This is a genomic window from Acetoanaerobium noterae, assembly GCF_900168025.1.
Classification (GTDB): Bacteria; Bacillota; Clostridia; order Peptostreptococcales; family Filifactoraceae; genus Acetoanaerobium; species Acetoanaerobium noterae.
Window position 1 is genome coordinate 399,554 of record NZ_FUYN01000002.1, and the last position, 22,546, is coordinate 422,099.

General features: G+C 34.4%; 15 protein-coding genes. 14 read left to right on the forward strand and 1 reads right to left on the reverse strand.

The annotated features are described in order from the left end of the window. Nucleotides 1–6 precede the first annotated feature (6 nt). The 5 genes from B5X47_RS05455 (at nt 7) to B5X47_RS05475 (ending at nt 3,301) form a co-directional block, all read left to right on the forward strand. Entirely contained in the window at nt 7–1,080 is a 1,074-nt protein-coding gene (locus B5X47_RS05455) for a MazG nucleotide pyrophosphohydrolase domain-containing protein (protein ID WP_079589179.1), read from the forward strand. A gap of 149 nt (nt 1,081–1,229) precedes the next feature. After that, nucleotides 1,230–1,538, forward strand: coding sequence for an HU family DNA-binding protein (locus B5X47_RS05460; RefSeq protein WP_013360565.1), 309 nt, complete (start codon nt 1,230–1,232; stop codon nt 1,536–1,538). A 60-nt stretch (nt 1,539–1,598) separates the two neighbouring features. Then, nucleotides 1,599–1,841 (forward strand): RNA-binding S4 domain-containing protein, encoded by a 243-nt coding sequence (locus B5X47_RS05465; RefSeq protein WP_079589180.1) that lies wholly within the window; start codon nt 1,599–1,601, stop codon nt 1,839–1,841. After that, the gene (locus tag B5X47_RS05470) at nt 1,841–2,374 is read left to right on the forward strand and encodes an FtsB family cell division protein (protein WP_079589181.1); all 534 of its coding nucleotides are present in this window, start codon (nt 1,841–1,843) and stop codon (nt 2,372–2,374) included. The genes B5X47_RS05465 and B5X47_RS05470 overlap by 1 nt, the downstream gene beginning before the upstream one ends. Before the next feature lie 12 nt (nt 2,375–2,386). Continuing rightward, entirely contained in the window at nt 2,387–3,301 is a 915-nt protein-coding gene (locus B5X47_RS05475; protein ID WP_079589182.1) for a Ppx/GppA phosphatase family protein, read from the forward strand. Between the two features lie 140 nt (nt 3,302–3,441). On the opposite strand, the gene B5X47_RS05480 is transcribed toward B5X47_RS05475, so the two are convergent. Continuing rightward, on the reverse strand, nt 3,442–4,266 hold the full coding sequence (locus tag B5X47_RS05480; protein ID WP_079589183.1) for a hypothetical protein: 825 nt from the start codon (nt 4,264–4,266) through the stop codon (nt 3,442–3,444). A gap of 334 nt (nt 4,267–4,600) precedes the next feature. Here B5X47_RS05480 and B5X47_RS05485 point away from each other — a divergent pair, with 334 nt between their 5' ends. From B5X47_RS05485 to B5X47_RS05520, 9 genes are all read left to right on the forward strand, one after another. Then, nucleotides 4,601–10,735, forward strand: a complete 6,135-nt coding sequence (locus B5X47_RS05485) for an IPT/TIG domain-containing protein (RefSeq protein ID WP_159446406.1) — start codon at nt 4,601–4,603, stop codon at nt 10,733–10,735. Continuing rightward, entirely contained in the window at nt 10,713–13,181 is a 2,469-nt protein-coding gene (locus B5X47_RS05490; protein WP_079589185.1) for a hypothetical protein, read from the forward strand. The genes B5X47_RS05485 and B5X47_RS05490 overlap by 23 nt, the downstream gene beginning before the upstream one ends. 82 nt (nt 13,182–13,263) lie before the next feature. After that, nucleotides 13,264–13,401, forward strand: a complete 138-nt coding sequence (locus B5X47_RS13910) for a hypothetical protein (RefSeq protein WP_207651482.1) — start codon at nt 13,264–13,266, stop codon at nt 13,399–13,401. Between the two features lie 14 nt (nt 13,402–13,415). After that, a complete protein-coding gene (locus B5X47_RS05495) occupies nt 13,416–14,837 on the forward strand; it encodes an S-layer homology domain-containing protein (RefSeq protein ID WP_079589186.1) in 1,422 nt (473 codons plus the stop codon). 15 nt (nt 14,838–14,852) lie between these two features. Beyond that, the gene (locus B5X47_RS05500; protein WP_079589187.1) at nt 14,853–15,971 is read left to right on the forward strand and encodes a S41 family peptidase; all 1,119 of its coding nucleotides are present in this window, start codon (nt 14,853–14,855) and stop codon (nt 15,969–15,971) included. Between the two features lie 281 nt (nt 15,972–16,252). Further along, a complete protein-coding gene (locus B5X47_RS05505; RefSeq protein ID WP_159446407.1) occupies nt 16,253–18,406 on the forward strand; it encodes a copper amine oxidase N-terminal domain-containing protein in 2,154 nt (717 codons plus the stop codon). A 189-nt stretch (nt 18,407–18,595) separates the two neighbouring features. After that, entirely contained in the window at nt 18,596–19,351 is a 756-nt protein-coding gene (locus B5X47_RS05510; RefSeq protein ID WP_079589189.1) for a stalk domain-containing protein, read from the forward strand. Between the two features lie 20 nt (nt 19,352–19,371). Continuing rightward, the gene (locus B5X47_RS05515) at nt 19,372–20,517 is read left to right on the forward strand and encodes a hypothetical protein (protein ID WP_079589190.1); all 1,146 of its coding nucleotides are present in this window, start codon (nt 19,372–19,374) and stop codon (nt 20,515–20,517) included. A 122-nt stretch (nt 20,518–20,639) separates the two neighbouring features. Continuing rightward, nucleotides 20,640–22,538: an O-antigen ligase family protein gene (locus B5X47_RS05520; protein WP_159446408.1), complete on the forward strand. Its 1,899-nt coding sequence runs from the start codon at nt 20,640–20,642 to the stop codon at nt 22,536–22,538. Nucleotides 22,539–22,546 lie beyond the last annotated feature (8 nt).

A 22,546-nucleotide genomic window follows, 5' to 3' on the forward strand; every position in this document is an offset into this window, starting at 1 on the left:
TTTGATATGAAAATAAATATAGTAGGACTCGGTCCAGGAAGTCTTGATAATATTAGCTACAAAGTATATGAGCTAGTGACAGTTTCAAAGCTTCCACTTTATATTAGAACAAAAAAACACCCAGTAATAGATACTCTAGAGCAAAGAGGGATGAAGGCAGAATATCTTGATAGATTTTATGAAGCTGGAGAGGTATTTGAGCAGGTATATGAAGCTATTGTAGCTTACTTGATTGATGAAGTTGAAAAACGTAATGAAATCATATACGCAGTACCGGGGCATCCTTATGTAGCTGAGCAAACAGTAGCTATTCTTCATGAAAAATGCAAAGAGCAAAATATAGAAATAGTAGCCTATCCATCCATGAGCTTTATTGATGCTTTATTTGCAGCAGTAAAAAGAGACCCTTCAGATGGATTTGAACTAAAAGATGCATTTAACATAGATGCTCTTAGCCTAGATACGGAGCATGATTTAGTAATCACTCAGGTATATGACAACTTCATAGCCTCTGAAACAAAGTTAAAGCTACTAGAAGCCTATCCAGATGAGCATGAGGCATATATAGTCAAAAACGCTGGAATAACAGGCACAGAAGAAATAACCGTATGCAAAATATATGAGCTAGATCAGATGGGAATATGCTACGATTACTTAACTAGTCTCTATATTCCAAGAGTAATTCACAAAACCTACAGCAATCTTTCTGACCTCATAAACATAGTTAGAAAGCTAAGAGGACCAGATGGCTGCCCTTGGGATGCTAAGCAGACTCATGAATCACTTAAGGACCATATAGTTGAAGAAGCTACAGAAGTAAAAGAAGCAATAGAAAATGACGACCTAGATAACCTAATAGAAGAGCTTGGAGACGTACTGCTTCACATAGTGTTTCACAGCGAGCTAGGCAGAGAATCTGGCTACTTCAACCTTCTAGACATTACAGATGGGATTTGCAAGAAGCTCACATTTAGACATCCACACGTGTTTTCAGACTTAGAAATTGATGAAAAAGACCTACCAGAAATGTGGGAAAGATTGAAACAGATTGAAAAAAACAATAAAAATACTGATAAATAGCGAATTAGAGGTTGACGAAACATAAATATTGAATATACAATAGGAATTAGGACAAGACAATACATCCCGATGATAAATTAAATGGGAAGCTTAGTAAGACTAAGCTAAAACGTAGCACAGCTACATAAAAATAAGGAGGTATATAACAAATGAACAAAGCTGAATTAGTTGCAAAAATGGCTGAGAAGAGTGGCATGACTAAAAAAGATACAGAGGTAGCTTTAAACTCTTTCATGGCATCAGTTGAAGAAGCATTAGTAGCTGGAGAAAAAGTTCAACTTGTTGGATTTGGAACATTCGAGACAAGAGAAAGAGCAGCAAGAGAAGGAAGAAATCCAAGAGATCCAGAAAAGAAAATTAAAATACCTGCTTCAAAAGCTCCAGTATTCAAAGCTGGAAAAGGCTTAAAAGAAAAAGTTAACGCTACAAAAGCTGCAAAATCATCTAAAAAGAAATAAAGACAATAAAAGGACTACAGGGCTTTTGCCATGTAGTCTTTTCAAATAAGGAGAACTATCATGAGATTAGATAAATACCTTAAGGTATCGCGTATAATAAAAAGAAGAACAGTTGCAAAGGACGCTTCAGATGCTGGAGTAGTGTTCATAAACGGCAAGGAAGCCAAAGCCTCAACTAAAGTTAAAATAGGAGACACCCTAGAACTTCATTTCGGAGAAAAAATTTTAAGAGTTAAAGTACTGGATTTAAAAGAACACGTAGGCAAGGACGAAGCAGCTTCCTTGTATGAGGTGATTGAGTAGTGAAAGGCAAAAATCAGGATGAAACAAAAATAAGTAAAGTTTTAGAATTTAAGGATAATCAGACAAGAGAAGAATCTTTTGAAAATATCAACATAGATAATGATGATTTGAACACAAAACCTAGAGACGTTAAAAAAATAGAAGATACAGATAAACAAAAAAAATTGATAAAGTTAAAAGATAAAAGCTCAAAACATAGAAATAAAAAAGGTGAAGATAAACCTAAGAAAACTAAGAAGAAGCTTGATAGCTTTGATGTTGCATCGGCAGTAGTGATCGGACTATTGATTTGGGCAGGGATATCTTTGTCATTTACATTTATAGAGCAACAAATGGAAATCTCTGTCCTAAAGGAAAGAAAACTAGCCTTAGAAACTCAGATAAAGCAAGAAGAAAAAGAGCTTAAAAAAATAAAAAATACACTTAATCAGATGGATACCTTAGAGTTCATAGAAAAACAGGCTAGAGAAAAACTTGGAATGATAAAACCGGGTGAAACCGTATATATAGATTTGACAAAAAAGAAAAACTAAGGGGTGAAATAATTGAAACTAGCATCGATAGATATTGGGACAAACTCTATGAGGCTACTTATTACCGATTATGAAAATGGATTTTCTAAGAGAAAAAAGTATACAAACATAACCAGAATAGGTAGAGGGGTAGATGAATTTGGATATATATCCAAAGAAGCCATAGACCGTAACATACATGCACTCAAGGAATTTGTTGAAATAGCCAAACACGAAGATTGCGAGGAAATATATGTCATGGGAACATCAGCTCTGAGAGATAGTAAAAACAAAGAGGAATTCATAGAAAGAGCAAAAAACGAAGCTGGAGTAAATGTAGATATTATATCTGGCAATGATGAGGCATCGCTTGGATTTTATGGAGTAACAGCTGACCTAAAAGAAGAAGGCCAGGTTCTTATCCTAGATATAGGTGGAGGCTCAACAGAGTTTATCCTAGGGGATAAAACAGGCGGAATAGTTTTTAGCAAAAGTGAAAACATCGGCTCAGTAAGACTTACAGAAAAATTCATAAAATCAGACCCAGTAGATGAAATCGAGCTAGAAAACATGGATGCCTATATCAAGGCAGTAACAGAAAACACCATATCAATCCTCAAAACCTACCCTATTACAAAGCTCATAGGTATCGGTGGAACTGCTACTACTATATCTGCTATGGTACAGCAGCTAGATGTCTACGATATGGAAAAAGTCCACCAAAGCCTAGTAATGTATGAAGAGGTTGAAGCGATATTCAAAGACTTAAAATACAAAACCCTAGATGAAAAGCGAATGATAAAAGGCCTACAGCCTCAAAGAGCTGACGTAATAACAGCAGGAGTAAATATCCTAAAAAATCTAATGTCCTACCTAGAAATGAAAGACATACTTATAAGCGAATACGACAACCTAGAAGGCCTAGTATACACAAAAAACAAAAACTAGAATCAAAAGGTAGAATCAAAAGGGACGGTTCTTTTTGATTTTAAATCTAATTAAAACATATGGCTCTTAATTAAAAAGGGGACGGTTCTTGGTGATTTCAAAAATCACTAAGAACCGTCCCTTTTGATTTATTTTGATTTTTAGTCTTGGATAGAATCTCTTAATCTACCATCATACTCATACTCTACAATTCTAGAAGGATTGCTTCTAGCTGTACCATTGTAAACATTGATTATTACATCTGAGTTTTTAAATGATCTAACAGCTTCTTCAGCTATTTCTTCTATGAAATCATCAAAATCTCTGTAGTCATCTTTAAGTGCATTAAGCGCTGTAGAGTCAAGCTTGCTGTCTATATACATATCGATTTCGATATCTCCTCTATACTCATCAACTTCAAAATCAAAGTATAAAGTTCCTACGCCTGTAGGTCCAGAATATCTGTTGAAATCTCTATCATCGTTTAAAGTGTCTTCTAGAGCAGTTAAATCCTTGCTAGAAATATCCCCACTAGTTGAGCTGCTTTGCTTTAACTTATCTACTTCAGCTTCTAATCTAGCTTTATCAGCCTTAAGAGTTGTGATTTCAGAATCTTTAGCTTGTAGCTGTGTATTAAGAGCTGCTAGCTGTTGCTGATATAGAGCAACCTCCCCACTAGCTGTACCACCTTTTGGACTTACTGCTAGAGATGCGGCTTGTCCACTTGCTGCTGGAGTCCACTGCACATTAGCTATTCCTAAATTTTGAAGAGTAGCTATAGGTACATAAACTCTGCTGTTTGCTATAAATGGCTTAAGAGCTGTATCAGAAATGAATTGCTCAGTTCCATTTACCACTAATTTAAACGTATCATAATATGCATCTTGCTTGATAGGTGTAGCAGCATAAGCAATAGTTCCTGCTAACATAGTAGTAAGCATAGTACCAATTATTGCTATTTTTTTCTTTGAACTAAATAACTTCACAAAATCTCCTCCTTTATAATTATCACTAATTGCATTATAACCTGTTTAAATTACAACACAATTACAGAATATTTACAAGCATATAGCATCAATGTCACCAAAAGATTAAAAAAATATTACAATTATATCTCGTTTTAGTACAAAAGCTAAAACCATACAGTATAATAGACGATATATAAAAAGATTGTAGTGTGAAATTTATAGAGTTAATTATTACATAGTTAATTATTACATAGTTATAAATTATGCTACTAGCATATCTAAAAAAGCAAATAAGAATGAATACTCAGAAATAAATTAGAAATTAAATTTGTGAAAAAAGAAAGGGATGGGCATGATTACAAAATATAATTCAAACACAAAAAACCTATCAAGCAGAAAAAGTAAGTCTGGAAGAAATAAAAAATCCATGATTTCCTTTATACTTTTATTTGCACTATTATTTACATCTATACCTATGGAAAGCTTTGCGGCTACTCCAACTATATCTATTAATAGATTCCAATTCATTCAAGAGGTGAGTGGTGGAAAAACAAAAAATAAAATCGAGATTACTGGATTTAATTTTGTGGAGTACATCAACAACAATCCTGTAGACGTAGTTAGGAATATAAGTATAGGAAATGGTACAGCTACTACTACCATGCAAGATATAATAGCGGCTGGAGGAAAAGTTACTATAACAGAAACCTTGATTAGAATAGAAGCTCCAGATACTGGTCCTATTACACTAGGAATGAACACAAATGGAACGTCATATATAACTATTACAGCAAGAGATCAGAGTGCAAAGGTTTTTGAAACCAATGTAAATCAGCTTCCATCTGTTGGAGGATCTTTCGTAGAAAGTAAGCTTTATGCTGGTCAACCAGTTGAAATAGAGGGTTCTGGGTTTACTGGAGTTACTGATTTTATGGTAGCTGGAGCTTCTCATACACCAGGCACTCCTGCTGGGTCAGGAAGACTTACTGTTACTGCTACAAAACTATCTATAGATGCACTTCAAAAAAATATACTAGGTGCTGAAACGAGCATAATACTTAGAAAAGAAAATACTACAACGGTAAGCGGTCAAGTTGATACTATACCAGTTATATTTTCTGTAGATTATAAAAATAGAGTCACTGTGTACGACAGACTAAGTGGAATGGATAATCTGCTAGTACTTCCTTCGGAAGGACCAGTTTCTAAGTCAAGTCTTATAACAGTTTATGCAATGGATGAACTTGGAACTACAAAGCTAACAAATAAATTTACAGATAAAATGAGAATATTCCTAAGAAAAGCAGAAGATAATACCATTGAGATACCCCTTCAAAATGTTGAGCTTAAATATGAAAAAATAGGAGGAGTGGATACAGTTGTAGGAATTACAGGATATACTCCAGCTATAGATAGCAGAAAAGAAGTAGATAAACTCTATCATGCTGTCATAAGAGACCCAGCTAATCCTCTTGCAGAAGGGATTAAGAAAAATGCCTATACATTTGTAACAGGAGATCCAGCACCGTCCATAGTAGGACTGTATCCGGGAGAAGGACCAAGTACTGGCGGAACAGATGTAACAATAGTTGGAAGAAATATAATTAACGTTGCATCGTCTGGAATTACAAAGCCTCAAGGAGTTGAATTTAAAGCGGAGCAAACTCCTTCTAGAGAAGGCAATGATACACTAGTTATAGACTACGATATACTAGGCGAGACAGCCTCAAATAAAGCTATGTATGGAGAGAAACAGATAGTTGATATACAAAGAAAAATAAAGACCAAAATTTCTCTATATACTACACCTAAAGAATTAGAAATTCAGTACAGTAAACTCAATACAGAAAGTTATGGAACGGCTCATTATACAACTATCACAGAAGATGGTTTAGTAGTAACTACACCTAATGCAAATGTGGATGGACCACAGGCAGTTATTTTAGAGATAGAAACTATTATGGAGTTAGAAGATGGAACTGTAATATCCATTCCAGAAGGAACCAGATACTCATCTTTTATCTACAAAGAAGTAGAACCTAGACCAGTAATACAAAGTGTAGAGCCACCTTATGGATATTACTACAACGTAGATGCAGTGGAAAAACCATTAATGATTAGAATTAAAGGTTCTAAATTCCAAGCAATTAAGGATCCAGTTACAGGAGAAATATCATATCCAGAAGTTAAATTCAAGCTACCTGATGGACAAAGTCTTCCAGTAAAGATATCAAAAGAGCCTGGAGATATAAAGGTTTTAGATAAGGGAGCTCAAATCGACGGACAATTTAAAACTTTAGGAGATACATTGGTCGTATCAGTATTACCGGATTCTGCATTAGGGGATTTAAAGTCATTAATACTAAAAGAAGCCCTTCAGCCAGATGGATATAGATTCCTTTACGGTATAGTGGAAGTACAAAATCCTCAAGGAGGCACCAATATACTATCGACTGAGGGAGTGAAATTTGAATTTAGGCATCCCGATGACGTATTAGGTAATACAACAGCCCATTCTAAGCAACCAATAATATCGCAGGTGCTATTAAATGGTAATGTTCCTGTTCAAAAGCTTAGCTCTGATAAAGACAATGAAGTTGAAATAAGATTTAGCACTAGAGCAGGGCTTAGCGATTTGAGCAAAGTAAAGGTTACTATAGATGGAATGGATATAAGCAATAAAATATCATCTAGAACGAATGATGGAAATCAAGCAGTTATCAAAGTAGTAATTCCAAGAGGAATAGTAGGGAAAACTAGACTCCAGATAATTCTTAATGAAGGATTGATGGATTCATATGATATTACTTTTGACAATCTACTTGGACCAGAAATTAAAGATATTACACCTAATACAGGTGATGCAGGAACTATAGCAATAATAAAGAGAGACACAAAAGCAAATACTATAGGATTCAAGCCAGCTCTTAGTACTTCTGCTGATGAGCAAGAGAGAGTAGGAAGTAGAGTATTATTAAACGGACAAGACATAAATGAATTATTTTCAGGATATTCAAAGGATGTTGATGGCAAGGTAATATATCAAGATAGTGATATATTTACAAACTTTACTGATCCATCTCAGCCACTTAGTATACCAGGAAAATATATTTATGTAGTAGATGCGGATACTATATATATGAAGCTTCCAGAAGCTATTGATGCTGGGAAATATACAATTCAAATAAAAAACCCAGATGGAAGTGAGAGCACCTCTGCTAAAATATTTACAGTTATAGACTCCATAGCAAAAACAAAAATAGGAACTATCGATCCAGGACAAGATGATGAAACAGGAGGAATAATAACTACTATTACAGCAGATACAGGAACAAACTTCAAAGGGGAAATAGATGTTTATTTCGGAAGTCAAAAAGCAACTGTAGTAGGCTACAATCTAGACTATACAAAAGCATATGTAAAGGTACCACCACTCACGGATTTTAAATTCCCAACTAATCCTGCTGATATTGATAAAATTCAGTCCTTTACAGTTCCAGTAACAGTAGCTAACAAAGTAAATAAATCTACAGATACTAAATCGGATGGGTTTATTTACCTCAACCCAAATTACACAGTAAAAATAACAAAAATATATAGAGAAGGCATGTCATCTACTGACCAAAATGCAAATAAAGTGAATGTTGGAGACTATATATGGATTGAGGGAGAAAACTTTAGAGGAACCACTACAGATGGGAAAACCGTAGAAAATCTTCCGATAGTCATGTTTGGCTATACAAAAGTTCAAGCAGAGGACTATGACATAATGAATATAGGAACAGATAGAGCAGAGCTATCAAGAATAAAAGTAAAAGTACCACCAAAACCAATAAATGCTGCAAATGATGGTTCTGTTGATATATTAGTTCAAAACTACGATGGAGCTAAAGCTATTCAACCAAAAGGTGTTATATATGGAACAGGCAATCCTTCTATTGATGAAAAAACATCTATTCTAAGAGCAAGAAAAACTGGTGAACGAATAGAAATTTTTGCAAAGGAAGTATTTAAGGACGGATTAATAGTTGCATTTGGAGATAGAACTTACAAAAAAGAACTTGGTTCAAACCAAAAAGACTTTATAACCAATGAAAAAGGTGAATTAGAACAAATTGTAGTAAGATATATCCCAGGACAGACAGAAAATATTGAGGTGTACTATAGAGATCCTTCAGGAGCCTTGACTTTAATGGAGGACGCAACTCTATTGACTACTACTTCTGAGACTGTAACTGGAGGTAAAATAGCACTTGGAAATGAACCGGGAATTACAAAAATAATAGGAATAAACTGGCAAAATCCAGATTACCACAAAGCTACAAGTGCTGCATCAAATCCTGATCAGCTAAAAACCTATAATAAGGAATATATGTCTATAAAAACTATCCAAGAAGGCTCGAACAACTACTTAGAAATTAGAAGAGCACTTGGGAAAGTTGAAAGCTTTAAAATCGATAAACTTAACAATTCAGTTATAGGTATAAACACACCGTTTCACGATAAAATTGAAAAAACTACTATAACTTTAATAAACTCAGATGGCTCATCAGCAACAGCTCCATTTGAATTCCACGGTGGACTAGATGCGCCAGTGATTACTGATTTAGAAGGTAGCAAAGACAGAAATGTAATGATAGATGGAGCTCAGCAAAAAGTAAAGGTTAAAACCCAAGACTACACAGTAGACGGAACGATGAAAGTATTAGGAAAGAATTTTAAAGATGTTCAGTCTGTAAAAATAGGAACTAAGGAAGTGAAAGTAGAGTCAGTTTCTCAAGACTACACTTATATGATAGTATCGGTTCCTAAAGGTACTCCAGAAGAAGTAGGACAGCCTCTTCAAGTAACGGTTGTTACTAAAGAAGGAAATGCCTTTTCATCTAGAACTGAGCCACCTGTATACTTCATGTATATAGCTGCAGACTCAAAACCTGTAATAGAAACAGTAACACCAGTTGTTGGACCTAGAACAGGTGGAACTCTCGTTACCATTAAAGGTAAAGGATTTAGAGAAAAGGATGAATTTGGAGTAATATCAGATAATGTAGATGAGAGAATAACTATTACAGTAAACGGCTCTATGCCAGCTGGATTAAAAAGCACGGTTAAAAACGAGCAAGGCGAAATTGTAGAGCTAAAAGTAATTATGCCACCATCAGTAACTGGAAAAGCAAAGCTTCAGGTTATAAATGCAGATGGAGGAACATCGGAGCCAAAGGATTTCACATATATTTCTCAGCCTAAGATTTCGCAAACAGAAGGCTCTCTTTTCTTCAATGATACAACGACTGAGGTAAGACTTTTTGGAGAGGATTTCCAATCAGGAGTTAAAGTTGTAATAGGAGCAGATCAGACTAAAGGCAAGAAACCTGCTGATGCTTCTGTGTCAGGAATGATAGGAGTAACAGCTGATGGACAAAATCAAGAAGGACATCTTGTAGGAGGAGTAGAGGCAGCAGATGTTAAGGTTACAGGAACTAACCAAATAACCTTTAAAATGCCTGATGGAATAGAATCACTTGAAAATACTTCAATCATAATAGTGAATCCAGACACGGGTATGTCTGAACCAGGGCAAGGAAATATCAAACCACCAGTACCAGACGTCCCAGACATCGAGGCTATACCAGGCTTTGAAAGAACCATGATACTAAGATGGAAAGTAGATAAGGACGTACTAAACGCAGCAGAAAAATTTGAAATCTACGTAAGAGAGCGTAGAAGCGGAGACTATACCTTTGTAGGAGATACAAAGCAAGATACAACGGATCAGTCCTACGTAATAAAAGGGCTAAAATACGACACAACCTACGATATATTAGTTAGAGTACTGAATAAATACGGTGAAGCAGAAGATTTTGGAAGTGTGAGAGAAACTACCTTGAAACAAAATCAAGACTACAAAGAAAAAGAAAAGGTAGATGCAGTGGATAAAGCTGTAACTAATATAGAAACTCAAGGGAAACAGGAAGTAATAGGAGATACCTTGTATTACACTGTAGGAACTAGAGAATCTACTATCAATCTTTCAAATACTACTGCAAAAAATAAAACAAAATACGTTCAGATTCCTGTAAGAGATATAAAAGCAGGAAACAAAACTATAACAATAACAGATAAAGACCTAAGCCTGACAGTAAGCTACAGCTCACTTAATACACCAGAGCTTAGAAATGCACCAGATGATGCGGTATTTAGATTTAAGATATCAGCGGCAGAAAAACAAGTAGAAGAAAGCCTGACTAGAGCTATACCTAGAGCCTACAAAAAAGCCTCTAACGTATATGGAATCTACTTTGAGCTAGCACAGCCAAAGCTAGTAACTCCTATAGCTATGCTAGCAGGAAGTGCTACTATAAACATCAACTCCCCAGCATATCCTAAATACCACGCAGTATATATAGAAAGTGCAGATACATTCTCAATACTGCAGTCAAACATCATCACGCAAGGAGGAAACTATGTACTTCTTACAAACAAATAAAAAAGAAAAGACCCGTCTTCTGGGTCTTTTCCTAAGCATAATCATGATACTTTCATCAGCAGTTACCTCATGGGCAGCCTATGATGACGTATCTCCATATCCAGTATATAGAGGACTTATTAACCCTCAGGAAAATATGCTGAAAATGACAGTGACTGATGCAGCAGGAAGCACACTTCCTTACTTTGCACTAGGCACTGGAGTTATGTCGGTGACCAATACTAGATTTAATCCATTTGCTCCTATGACAGAGATGGACGCTCTAGCAGCAGTAGTGAATGCTTCAGGAATGAGTGAACAGATAGAGCCAAATCCTACAAACTGGAGAACAGGCTATATCGATATGGCTACTCAGATGGGCATCATAACAGATGTAGATTTGGCTGAGTATAGCGATACACCAGATACTCCGTTTACAAAGCTTGTTACAGCTGAAAAATTTAATAAATGGCTCAGCACTGGTCTTCAAAAAGAAACTAAATACAAGCTTTCGCCAAACGCTACTGTTAGAAGAATAGATGCGGCAGAGCTATTTCATAACAATCAGGAGCTAGTAGCTCCAGCCAAAGGCTTCACCTTGCTAAAAGGTGAAATAGTAGACCAAAAAACTATAACAGAAGATGGAGTAAATAAAATAGCTACCTCAGTAAAGCAGGACACAGGAGGCTATATAACCATCCTTAGCAACCAAGATATCCCAGTAGTAAAAAATGGGCAGATATCTCTTAATATGACAAACCTTTCAAAAGGAGAGGTAGCGTCTTTTTACTACAAAAATAACCAAGTTCAATTTGCAATATCAGAAGTGACTACAGCTCAGACCATAAATGGAACCTTTCAAAGTCTAAATGGAGATACCTTGACTATTTTGGATTTTAATAACCAAATCAGAACCTATAAAACTCATCCAAATATGGTAATTCTAGAAGTAGAAGGTGAGCTTGACAATCAAGGTAAATCTAGAACTATAGCAGCAAAGGATTTGATTTTCAATCAAGATATGCAGCTAGCAGTCAAAAATGGCCTAGTACATGAGCTTAAGACCTTCATTCCTAGAGACTCAGATTTAGACGGCTATATACCAGCAGAATCAAAACTAATTGCTGGAGTAGTGCTAGATGTAACTGCAAACTATGTAACTCTTACAGACAACAAGCAGTACTATATAAATCCAGACACCTTTATCCTAAGAAACGGTGAGCTCACTGATTATAGAGATATAAAGGAAGGCGATAGAGTAAAGCTGTTTTTTGATGATATCTACACTCCTATGGTGACTAGAGCAGAGGTAGAAGGACCTCAAAGACAAGTTGACACTATAATAAAAGGAACTATAGATAGCTACGCACTAGGAAGAGGAGAGCTAGCACTTAAATCTGTAACAAAGCTAAACGGAGATAGATGGGTAGCTGCAGATACTAGCTACACAAAGCTAAAGCTAAGTGGAGATATCTATGACGGAAGCAAAAAAGTAACTGCTGCAAAGCTAAAAGACTATAAAGGTCAAGAAATCTATGCAGTACTAGCAAAAAATCAAAATAACCCTACAATAGAAAAGGCAAATATAAGAAGAGGCTCAGCTCTATCCTTCTCAGATGAAATATCTCAGGTGGACTACCCAGGTAGCTACCTAAACATTGAGACAAATCTCATCAACTATACAGAAGGAACTCTAATAGTAAAAGATGGCAGAATAGTAGCTCCAGGAAATCTTCAGGCTGATGTAGGAGCCTATGTAGAGTCTGGAACCAACAAAAATGCTTCACTTATAGTTATGAACAACACTCAGTATTCATCTGACAACAAAAGCTATCCATACAAAATCTACAGAGGAACTATTGAAGATATCTTTGACTACTCTATAGAACTAGGAAATGATAAAGACGATAGATACTACTACGAAATGAGAGGCTCGGTATGGGCTAGCTTTAGAGCAGGAAGCGAGGGACCGAGAATTTCCTACAACGACAGCACCACCATCTACGATTCTGACTATAATAAAGGTAAGGGAAAAGAAATTCCAGTTAGAGATTTTAGAGATTACAAATATGAAGGAAGCAGATATGACGATGAAGACCCAGTTTACTACGATAGACAGGTATATGTAGTAACCAAAGACGACGTAGCTATATCTATAAACTTCCTATCAGAATCAGGCTACGATGAAGTAAACACTCAAAATGTCATGACAGGAAAAGTAAAAGCAGTAGATATAACTGCAAAAACTCTTACGCTTTCAGAGGTAAGTAAATATAACTCTCTAAGAGAGATATTTGTGCCTCAGCAGACAGAGGAGCTAATCGATATATCAAAAGCGAGCATAATATCAGGAAATAAAGAGCTACCTAAGCTATCAGCAGAGCAACTGATAGGCAAAAAAATAAGAGCAGTCTACAAACAAAACACAACCAGAAAAAATAATGGTATAGTTATAATAGTAGATTAAAAAATGAAAAGTCTCTGCCCTTATCATATACATCGCGTATATTTGAGGAAGAGACTTTTCTTTATAAAAAATAAAGTAAAACATGTATAATAAAAATATGAGCATTAAAAATATAGAATATATAATAACTATTAAGGAAACAACCGAAATTATAAAATCAAAATATAGAAATAAAATAAAAAGCGAATATAGAAATAGAAAAGAAATAATATTCGAATAAAAAAGGAGTAGACTATGAAAAAAATTTTTTCAACGATTTTAGCAGGCCTGATGATATCATCTCTTGCTGTATCATCTGCCTATGCAGAGCCTCTTGGAGGATTTGACCCAGGAATAGAAAATCTTCAAGGTTATCAGGAAGTTGTATTTCTGACAGGAAGACCAGTCCTTATGAAGGGAACAGTGAAAACCTCTATAAAAGAAAAAGACGATGAAAGAACAGAAAAATATACCTACAAGCTAGAAGACGCATCTGGAGAATTCACTCTTTCACGTTCTCTATCTCTTACGGCAACACTTCAGGATAACTATGGACAAACAGTAGAGGTAGCTGAGGTGGATTCGTTTAAAGAAACTATAAAGCTAGGGGATGTGACCTACAGCGCAGATGATAAGACCTCTGAATTCACTCAAAGTATCATCTACGATAACAAGCCTGCTGTCAGCTACTACGCAGGTAACATGGCTTATAGGAAGGTATATAAAGGAGACGACGAAACTCCAACTATCACAGTGGATATGGAAGGAAGCTCTGTAGGCTACGACCAAGCATGGGGAAATACAGAAACTAGGACCATGAACTACTATATATCATCTTCTGACCCAAAAGGCATCCAAGGAAGCTACACAGTAAAAAATTCAAACAACATAACTAAAGATATAGTATATGCAGAAAACCAGCCTACTCAGATTTCATTTAGAGGGGGTTATATGGTATCGGAAAAAGATGAAAGCGTAATGGAATATTCATATGATATAAACGGCAGAGTAGGTTCAAACTCACTTACACTTGCAAACAATCCAAAGTTCACTAGGCTAAATGTTCCAGAACTTAGAGATACTAGTGGGCACTGGGCGGAAGAATCAATAAAAATCCTAGCATCATTAAACGCTATTTCGCCAAATGCAAAGAACTTCGCTCCATCACTGGCGATAAGCAGAGAAGAGTTTGCAAAAGCTGTAGCTGTGGTATCAGATATAGTAGAAGAAGAAACCACAGTAAGAAGAAGCAAGAAAACTCAAGAGCAACCACTATTTACTGACACTGCACTAGACTCAGAAAAATATAAATACGTAAAAGCAGTAGCGACAAAAGGCATCATGGGTGGAGTAGGAGAAGATAGATTTGAGCCAAAGGGAGAGCTTAGCAAGGCTCAAGCAGCAACCATCCTCATAAATGCTCTAGGAGTAGAAGCCCTAGCACCTAATGGAGCTTACTCTACAGGGTTCAAAGATGATTACTCTATACCTTACTGGGCAAAGGATTCTGTATATATGGCTAGAAGCCTAGGACTAATCGATGGAACAGAAAACGGATTCTTCCAGCCGAACAAAAGCTTAACTAGAGCAGAAGCAGCTAGCATACTAAATAACTACATTCACTACCTCAGCTATGACCTGAGAGAGGATTTTAGAGAAAGAATAGTCAACTACTAAAAGGGAGTCCTGAAAATGAAAAAACTAAGACAGATATTAACCTTGCTATTCACTACCATGATATTGTCTACAAATCTTGCATATGCAGATCCGATAACAAAAGATCAAGAATTCTTTGATGCAGTCAAAGAGTACATCATGCAAAACTACGCTTTAGAAGTAACAGAAGACCAGCTATACGATGCAGCTATAAAGGGTATGTTTGATGCACTTGACCCATATAGCACTTATATGGATGAAGAAGAATACAAAGCCTTCATGGAAGAAGCTACAGGTGAATTTGCAGGTATAGGGGCAGTAGTAGGAAAAAGAGATGATGGATTTTATCTAGTAAGCATAAACGAAGGCTCACCAGCGTCAAAAGCAGGGCTAAAGCCTATGGACGTATTAATATCTGTAAATGATAAAGCGATAGACCTAAAACAAGATACAGAGTCTCTAGTGAAACAAATAAGAGGACAAGCAGGAACCAACGTAAAGCTAATTGTAAAAAGAGGAAATGAAGTTCTTACAGTAAATATAGTAAGAGCGCAGATTCAAGTAAACCCTATAGAATACAAAACCTTAGAAAAAGACCTAGGCTATATCAGAATAACTGAATTCAATAATAATACCTATACTAACATGACTACAGCTATACAAGACCTAAAAAAGCAAGGAATAAAAAAAGTAATCCTAGACCTAAGAGGAAACCCAGGAGGCTCTTTAGACCAGGTCCTAAAAGTATCTAACTATTTCGTACCAAAAGGCAAGCTCCTAGAGATACAATATAAGGAAGATAAACCTGATGTATTTTATTCTAATGGTAACCTTCAGTTTGAAAAAGTTGCAGTACTAATAGATGGAAACACAGCATCTGCATCAGAAATCCTAGCAGGAGCTATTCAGGACACAAACTCAGGAACGCTAGTTGGAACTACTACCTATGGGAAAGGAGTAGTTCAAGACTTATATCCTCTAAAAAATGGGGAAGCCATAAAGCTAACTATAGCAAAATATGTCTTACCATCAGGTAGAAGTATAAACTTAAAAGGATTAAATCCTGACAAAAAAGTAGAGTATATCACGCCAACAAATAACTCAGATACAGATAATCAGCTAAACACAGCGATTGAATTTATAAAGCAGAAATAACAGGTAAATAATGTTAATATTACAACAAAAACAAGCAAGTGTAACAGACATGTAATATTAAAAACCTAGTTTTAGTAGTATAATAGCTATAAGAACTTGGGGGTGGAGTATGAAAACTTCTCAAGTTACAACTCTATTACATGCACATTCAGAGCTTGACTCGAGTTGGATGTAATGCTATAATTCATTTTGTAAGTCTGACGATTTGTACGGCAGACCAGCAGGGAGGCTGTAAAACTCTCAAACCAAAAAACACATATTTTAAAGGAGGAAAGACAAACATGAAGAGAAAATTATCTCTATTAATGGTATTAATGATGATGTTAACATTAATACCTGCTAACATGGCGTTTGCTGCAAGTGATGCTGTTGTTAACACAACAACAACAAGTGCTGACGGAACAGTAAACTTCCAAATCCAGATTGACCCTAAAGGTACAGGTTTTGAGCCTAATGGAAGTTTTGAAATTGCATTAGGAGAAAATGCTGAGTGGTTAACTTCTGGAAGTACTTTTGTTATTAATGTAGCTGGTTCTTCTCCAGTTCAACCAACAAAAGAAAGAGAAACAGAAAAAAGAGTGGAATTCAAGATGCCAGCAACAGTACCAGCTGGAGAAATTGTAATCACTGGTAAAGTTCAACTAGACGGCGCTTCTGCCGGGGACCAAAAAGTAACAATTGAAGATCTTGGAAACTCAGGAGTTTCTAGACAAGTTCTTACTTACGCTGTAGTTTCTGGTTCTGGATCAGTTATATCTAGAAGATTAGAAGACGTTAAAACTGTAACTAGATCTGCTCAAGCGGTTGGCGCAGAGTTTGAACTTAGAGAAGTTTCAGCTAAAGCTCTTAGCACTGCAAATGGAGCTAGCTTTAAATTAAGACTTCCTAAGGATATGTCATGGAATCAAGCAGATACTGTAGTTACATTAAACAATGTAGCGGCAGATGTGACAAAAACATTTAGCGATAGAGAAATGACAGTTACTTTTGCAAATGGAAAAATTTCTGATAGCGTAATGGATAGAATTATTGTTAAGCCAGTAATATCTATTTCTAAGGATGCTAAATTCGGAGATATAGAAATCGAAGTAATTGATGTAAATGCTAATATGGACGCTGACGATGTGAAAGTTGCTGAATATAAAGAATTTGGCGCTGTGCTAGAAGTGGATAAAGTTAAGAGCATAGTTGCTGGTACAGAAAAAACTAGCAAAGAATATACTGTAAAAATTACACTTGACCCAAATGGAGCTTCTTTTATTCCTTCAAGAACTATAGATTTCACAGTTGCTGGTGGAGACCTTAAATTAAAAGGTTCTGTTACTGGTGGAACTATGGAAACAGGAAAAGACACTATATCTGGAAAATATGATGATGAATTTGGTATCCAAGCAAATTCAACTACTGCAAAAATTGAATTTGAAGCTTATTTAAAAGCTGATTGGGATGCTAATGGTGAATTAAAACTTACTGCTAAAGGTGCAGGGGTTGAAGAGCAAACAATTAAATTGGCTGATGTTTTAGCGCCAGCTAAAATCACTACTAAAGTAGATGATACAAAAACTGTTGCTGATGTAGTAGTTGGACTTCAAAATCAAGCTACTCCAGAAATTATTATTACTGAGACAGAAGCTGGTTCTTTAGCAGAAGGATACTATGTATTCGATCTTAACCAAGCTAGATATGCTGGAGTAGAATTTATTGATTCTACAGTTAAGTTCGAGACTACTGGAGATATCAGTGTTGATGATGTTTACACTATTGAAAATGGCGATAAAGTAGTAGTATATGTAGATGGAGAGTCAAATAAAGAAGCTTCTTCTATAGTTATAAAAGGTCTAACTGTTACTCTTGACAGAGCTGTTCCATTTGGACAACTTGATTTAAGATTTGGAGCAGTTGTAGCTGATGGAGATCAAGGAACAATCACTGATGGAGAATTTGGTATTGACCCAGAGAAAAAGAGTTTTGAATATGAAGTTGAAACTATAATTGAGAAAGTTCCTTTCTTAAACGTAGTAACAGAAGTACAAACAGCTAGACAACAAAAAACTGTATTTACTTTAGATTCTACAACTTACACTGTAGGTTCTGAAACTAAAACTTTAGATGCAGCACCATATATTTCTAACAACAGAACTATGCTTCCTATCGGAACTGTAGCTCAATTAGCAGGTGCTACTCTTAACTACTCAGCAACTACTAGAACTGCTGTATTTACTAAAGATAACCTAGTTGTATCTATGAACTTAGACACTAATATTCTTCTAGTAAACGGATCTCCAGTTCCAATGGATGCTAAGCCAGAGATAGTTAACAGCAGAGCATTTGTACCAGTTGTTTATGTTGCACAAGCTTTCGGTATCCAAAACGGAATCGATATAGTTTATGATGCAGCTACAAGAACTGTAACTTTATTCCCTAACGCTCAATAATTGAGTTTAAAAGAATAATTATAATCAAATAAAAGAGAGCTGAGATATCTCAGCTCTCTTTTTTATAAAAATGTAATATCAATGTTATAATTTAAATCGTGATTTAGTATAAAATTATAGTGTACAATTTTAAATTATATCATGATTTAAATTTAGATTTAGATTATTAATTATTTAGGAGGAACTTAAATGAAAAAAATATTAGCAATTACTCTTACAATGTTGATAGGTATATCGAGTTTTGCTTATGCTGCACCTAAAACTATTGAAGCATATTTACAAAATGATTTTTTAATTAAAGTAAATGGAGAATTTAAATACCATCCAGAAGGCTTAAAACCTATAGTGTATGAAAATAGAACATACTTGCCTGCAGCTTTTATAGCTGATATATTAGGAGCTAGTACAACATTTGATACTTCGACTAAAACTGTTAATATTGCTTCACAACCGCAAAATAGTCTTGATCAAAACAAGATTGATGAGTATGAAAATAAAATAAAAGAGCTTGAAAATAAAATAAAAAAATTAGAATCATCAACACAGGTTACTTCAGATTACGCAAACTTTCCATCGCGTGTATCTAAAGATGGCTACCAATTAACTGTTGAAGGCTTATCTGTAAGAGATGATGGAAGAGATGGAAGACTATACTTTTATTTAAAAAATGAAGATGTTAATACGGGTATAAAAATTAATTCAATGGCTACCACGATAGAAGCCAATGGAAAAACTTACAAAGCATCTGCAATGATGCAAGAGAATTTAGATATGAAATTGTTTAAATGGGTTCAACGTACTGAAGACTTAAAAACATTTATTCCATTTTCTGATTTACCAGAAGAAGATAAAGATATAAAAGAAATGACAATTACAATTGAAGTTGAAATCAATCAAGCATACCCAAAAACTGAAACATTAGTGTTTAAAGTGCTAAATGATTAATTTAAAGGAGAGTGATTAACTTGAAAATGAATATCAAAAAAATAATTCTATCTGCTTTTTTGACATTTACTATTGTGAATCCATTATCAGCATTTGCTGAACCAAATAATTTAGAATCAGTACAAGCATCTAACTTACTTACCTATGAAAGAGCGGTAGAACTTGCAATTAATGAAAGTACTGACTTAAAAAATCTAAAACTTGAAAAAGAATCTACCACAGTGAAAATCGATGATGCTCTAGACCAATTTGGAACAAGCTTATATGATCCTCAAGTTTTAGCCTTAATGAAAATTCAAAAAAATGATAAAATAAGTTCAGAAAAAACAACTAAAATGGAAGAGTATATTAAACAAGCTTTAGCTTTTAAATTAAAATCCATGTTCAATAATATAAATTTAATGGAAGAAGATTTAGATTTAAAAATATCTAAGTTAGACAATGATATTAAAAAAAGAAATACAATTGCTCTTAAAGTTGAATACGGAATGGAAAGTAAAACTAATTTAACGACTAAGGATATAGAAATCAATCAAACAAGAAAAGATATTGAAACTTTAGAAAAAGAACTTGAGGAGCAGTATATAGCTCTTAGTAAAATAATTGGTTATGACAACTTCGAGAAATATAATATTGAAAAACTTGATTTTGAATACCAACCCATAAAAGATACTCAGGAAGATATTGAGTTTAAAGCTACAAGAGCGTTAAGTAGTGATATCAATATATGGGGGAAAAAACAACAATTAGATATTCAAAGAATTGATGTTGATTTCTATGCTCTTAATTATATTAGTGGATTACCTAGCAACATGCAATCTAATCCTACACCCTATAAAGCCTTAGAACTCGATGCTAAAATTTCTTCAAATGATTTGGAGCAAGCAAAGAAAGATTTAAAAGATAGTGTAATTAACAAATATAACTCTATTAAAAAATTTGAAACTGCTTATGATAATACTATTTTGAAACTAAAAGAGTTAGAAGAGAAAAAAAGAATATTAGAAGTTGCTATTAAAGCTGGAACAGCAATAAACCAAGATTATCAAGATTTATTACTTGGAATAAATGAAGTTAATAATGGAATTGAAAAAATTCAATCTCAACATGCGCTTTTAGTAGAGATGTATAACAATCCGTTATTAGCAGGAGGAAGCATTAACTAAATTAATATAAAAACGGGCAGAATTTACATTTATTCTGCCTTTTTTTATGCAATCGCTTTTTCATTTTTAGATATCCTATGTTATAATATATTGGTAACGAATGAATAGAAGGAGGTAGCATGGTGTCTACATCTAAGAAGAGACTAAATAATGATACTAGAATAAACCAAAATGCACTTAAGACTTCACACATATATTTTGATTTATTTAAGATTTTACCGCTTTTATTAATTGTTGGAATTTTACCATTTATTATACGTCTAAAATTAGTGCCACTAGAAGGTCCTTTTTATGAATTTTGGAATGGACAAAGCATTAATCCTGATTTTTTTACCTATTATAAACAAATTTTTATTTACGTTGTAACAGCATGGGCCTTATTACATACTTTTCTCTTTACAAAAAAAATAAAATTTACTAAAGCATACTATTTTATGGGAGCATATGGATTTTTAGTAATACTTTCTACTATATTTTCTAAATATCCTCAAATTGCACTCCACGGATTTAATGAAAGACGGGAAGGAATGTGGATAATTCTTTGTTATTTATTACTTATGTTTTCAACCATTAATTTAGTAGAAACTGAAAAACAAATTAAAGCAATAATATATACACTAGGTGCTTCAGGAGCAATAATATCTTTAATATCTATATTTCAATATTTTGGGATGGATATTTTTACTACAGAATTTGCAAAAAATATTATGATATCAAGTGAAATACAATCACAAGTAAAAGATTTTAACATAAAATTTGGTGAAAAATATTCCTATGGAGTATTCTATAATCCTAACTACTTAGGAGGATACATAAGCTTCTATGCACTACTTATGTTATCGTTTGCCATCATATCAAATAACATAAGAGAAAGAGCGCTATTTGCGGTATTCTTCATATTATCTATGTTCGCCCTATATGGTAGTCGAAGTGAAGCAGGAGTGCTGGGAATAGTAGGAGCGATAGGTCTATTGATATTAGTATTTACAGCTAGATACATAATAAAAGATAAACCAAAAGAAGAACATAAAAAACTACTACTTACTAGATTCTTACCTATACTACTATCACTTATTATACTACCAGTGAGTCTGTCATATATACCTATATCAGATAACCCTCTTACTAGAATTAGAACAGAAGCTGTAACATTATTTCAGCCGTCAGATTTAAAAGGTAAAGACTATAAAGAAATTGGGCCTATTAATGATATAAAGCAGATAGATGAGAAGACCATTGAGCTAAAGATATACGGTAAGGTTACTAGATTGAACGTGGATAAAGATATGAATTTAAACTTAATTGATGATAATCATAAGTTGCTTTTTAACCTTAAAATAGAGGGAGAAAAACAGTCTTCTGGTCATATACTAGGGATAACAGAGTATCCTTGCTATATAAATATAGTTGATAAAGGAAACAGCAATTACAGCATACATTATTATTATAATGACCGAACTTGGGAAAAATTAGATTTTCTAGTATCAAATGGAGAGCTTTCGTTTACTACTCCATCATTTAGAAAAGTGGATATACAAAAAGACTTATATGCTAAGCATATAGGATTTGAGGAAAGAGGCAAATTAGCTAGTGGAAGAGGGTATATATGGTCTAGAAGCATTCCTTTAGTTTTTAGCAATATAATTGTTGGTTCGGGGCAAGATACATTTATAACAGAATTTCCACAGTACGATATATTTGGAAGACAAGCTGAGAATATGCCTCAATATTACTGGAACATACTAACTGATAAACCTCATAATACCTTCATACAAATAGGTATACACTCAGGATTAATTTCATTACTTATTCTTTTAACTGGAATAGTGTTACTTATATTTAAGTCAATTAAATCATCATTAAATGAAGGGAATATAAATATCACAATAGCTATATTCTCATCAGCCATTTTAGGGTTTTTACTATCATCAGTTTTTAACGACAGCATTTTGGCTATTACTCCTATGATATATATATTACTAGGAATCAATGTATTAGGTATTATTAAATCAAATAACTAAAAGGTGGA

Coding starts and splice junctions, on each gene's coding strand:
- B5X47_RS05505 (WP_159446407.1), top strand. CDS start 16,253: ATGAAGAGAAAATTATCTCTATTAATGGTATTAATGATGATGTTAACA.
- B5X47_RS05455 (WP_079589179.1), top strand. CDS start 7: ATGAAAATAAATATAGTAGGACTCGGTCCAGGAAGTCTTGATAATATT.
- B5X47_RS13910 (WP_207651482.1), top strand. CDS start 13,264: ATGTATAATAAAAATATGAGCATTAAAAATATAGAATATATAATAACT.
- B5X47_RS05460 (WP_013360565.1), top strand. CDS start 1,230: ATGAACAAAGCTGAATTAGTTGCAAAAATGGCTGAGAAGAGTGGCATG.
- B5X47_RS05465 (WP_079589180.1), top strand. CDS start 1,599: ATGAGATTAGATAAATACCTTAAGGTATCGCGTATAATAAAAAGAAGA.
- B5X47_RS05490 (WP_079589185.1), top strand. CDS start 10,713: ATGTACTTCTTACAAACAAATAAAAAAGAAAAGACCCGTCTTCTGGGT.
- B5X47_RS05500 (WP_079589187.1), top strand. CDS start 14,853: ATGAAAAAACTAAGACAGATATTAACCTTGCTATTCACTACCATGATA.
- B5X47_RS05485 (WP_159446406.1), top strand. CDS start 4,601: ATGATTACAAAATATAATTCAAACACAAAAAACCTATCAAGCAGAAAA.
- B5X47_RS05510 (WP_079589189.1), top strand. CDS start 18,596: ATGAAAAAAATATTAGCAATTACTCTTACAATGTTGATAGGTATATCG.
- B5X47_RS05495 (WP_079589186.1), top strand. CDS start 13,416: ATGAAAAAAATTTTTTCAACGATTTTAGCAGGCCTGATGATATCATCT.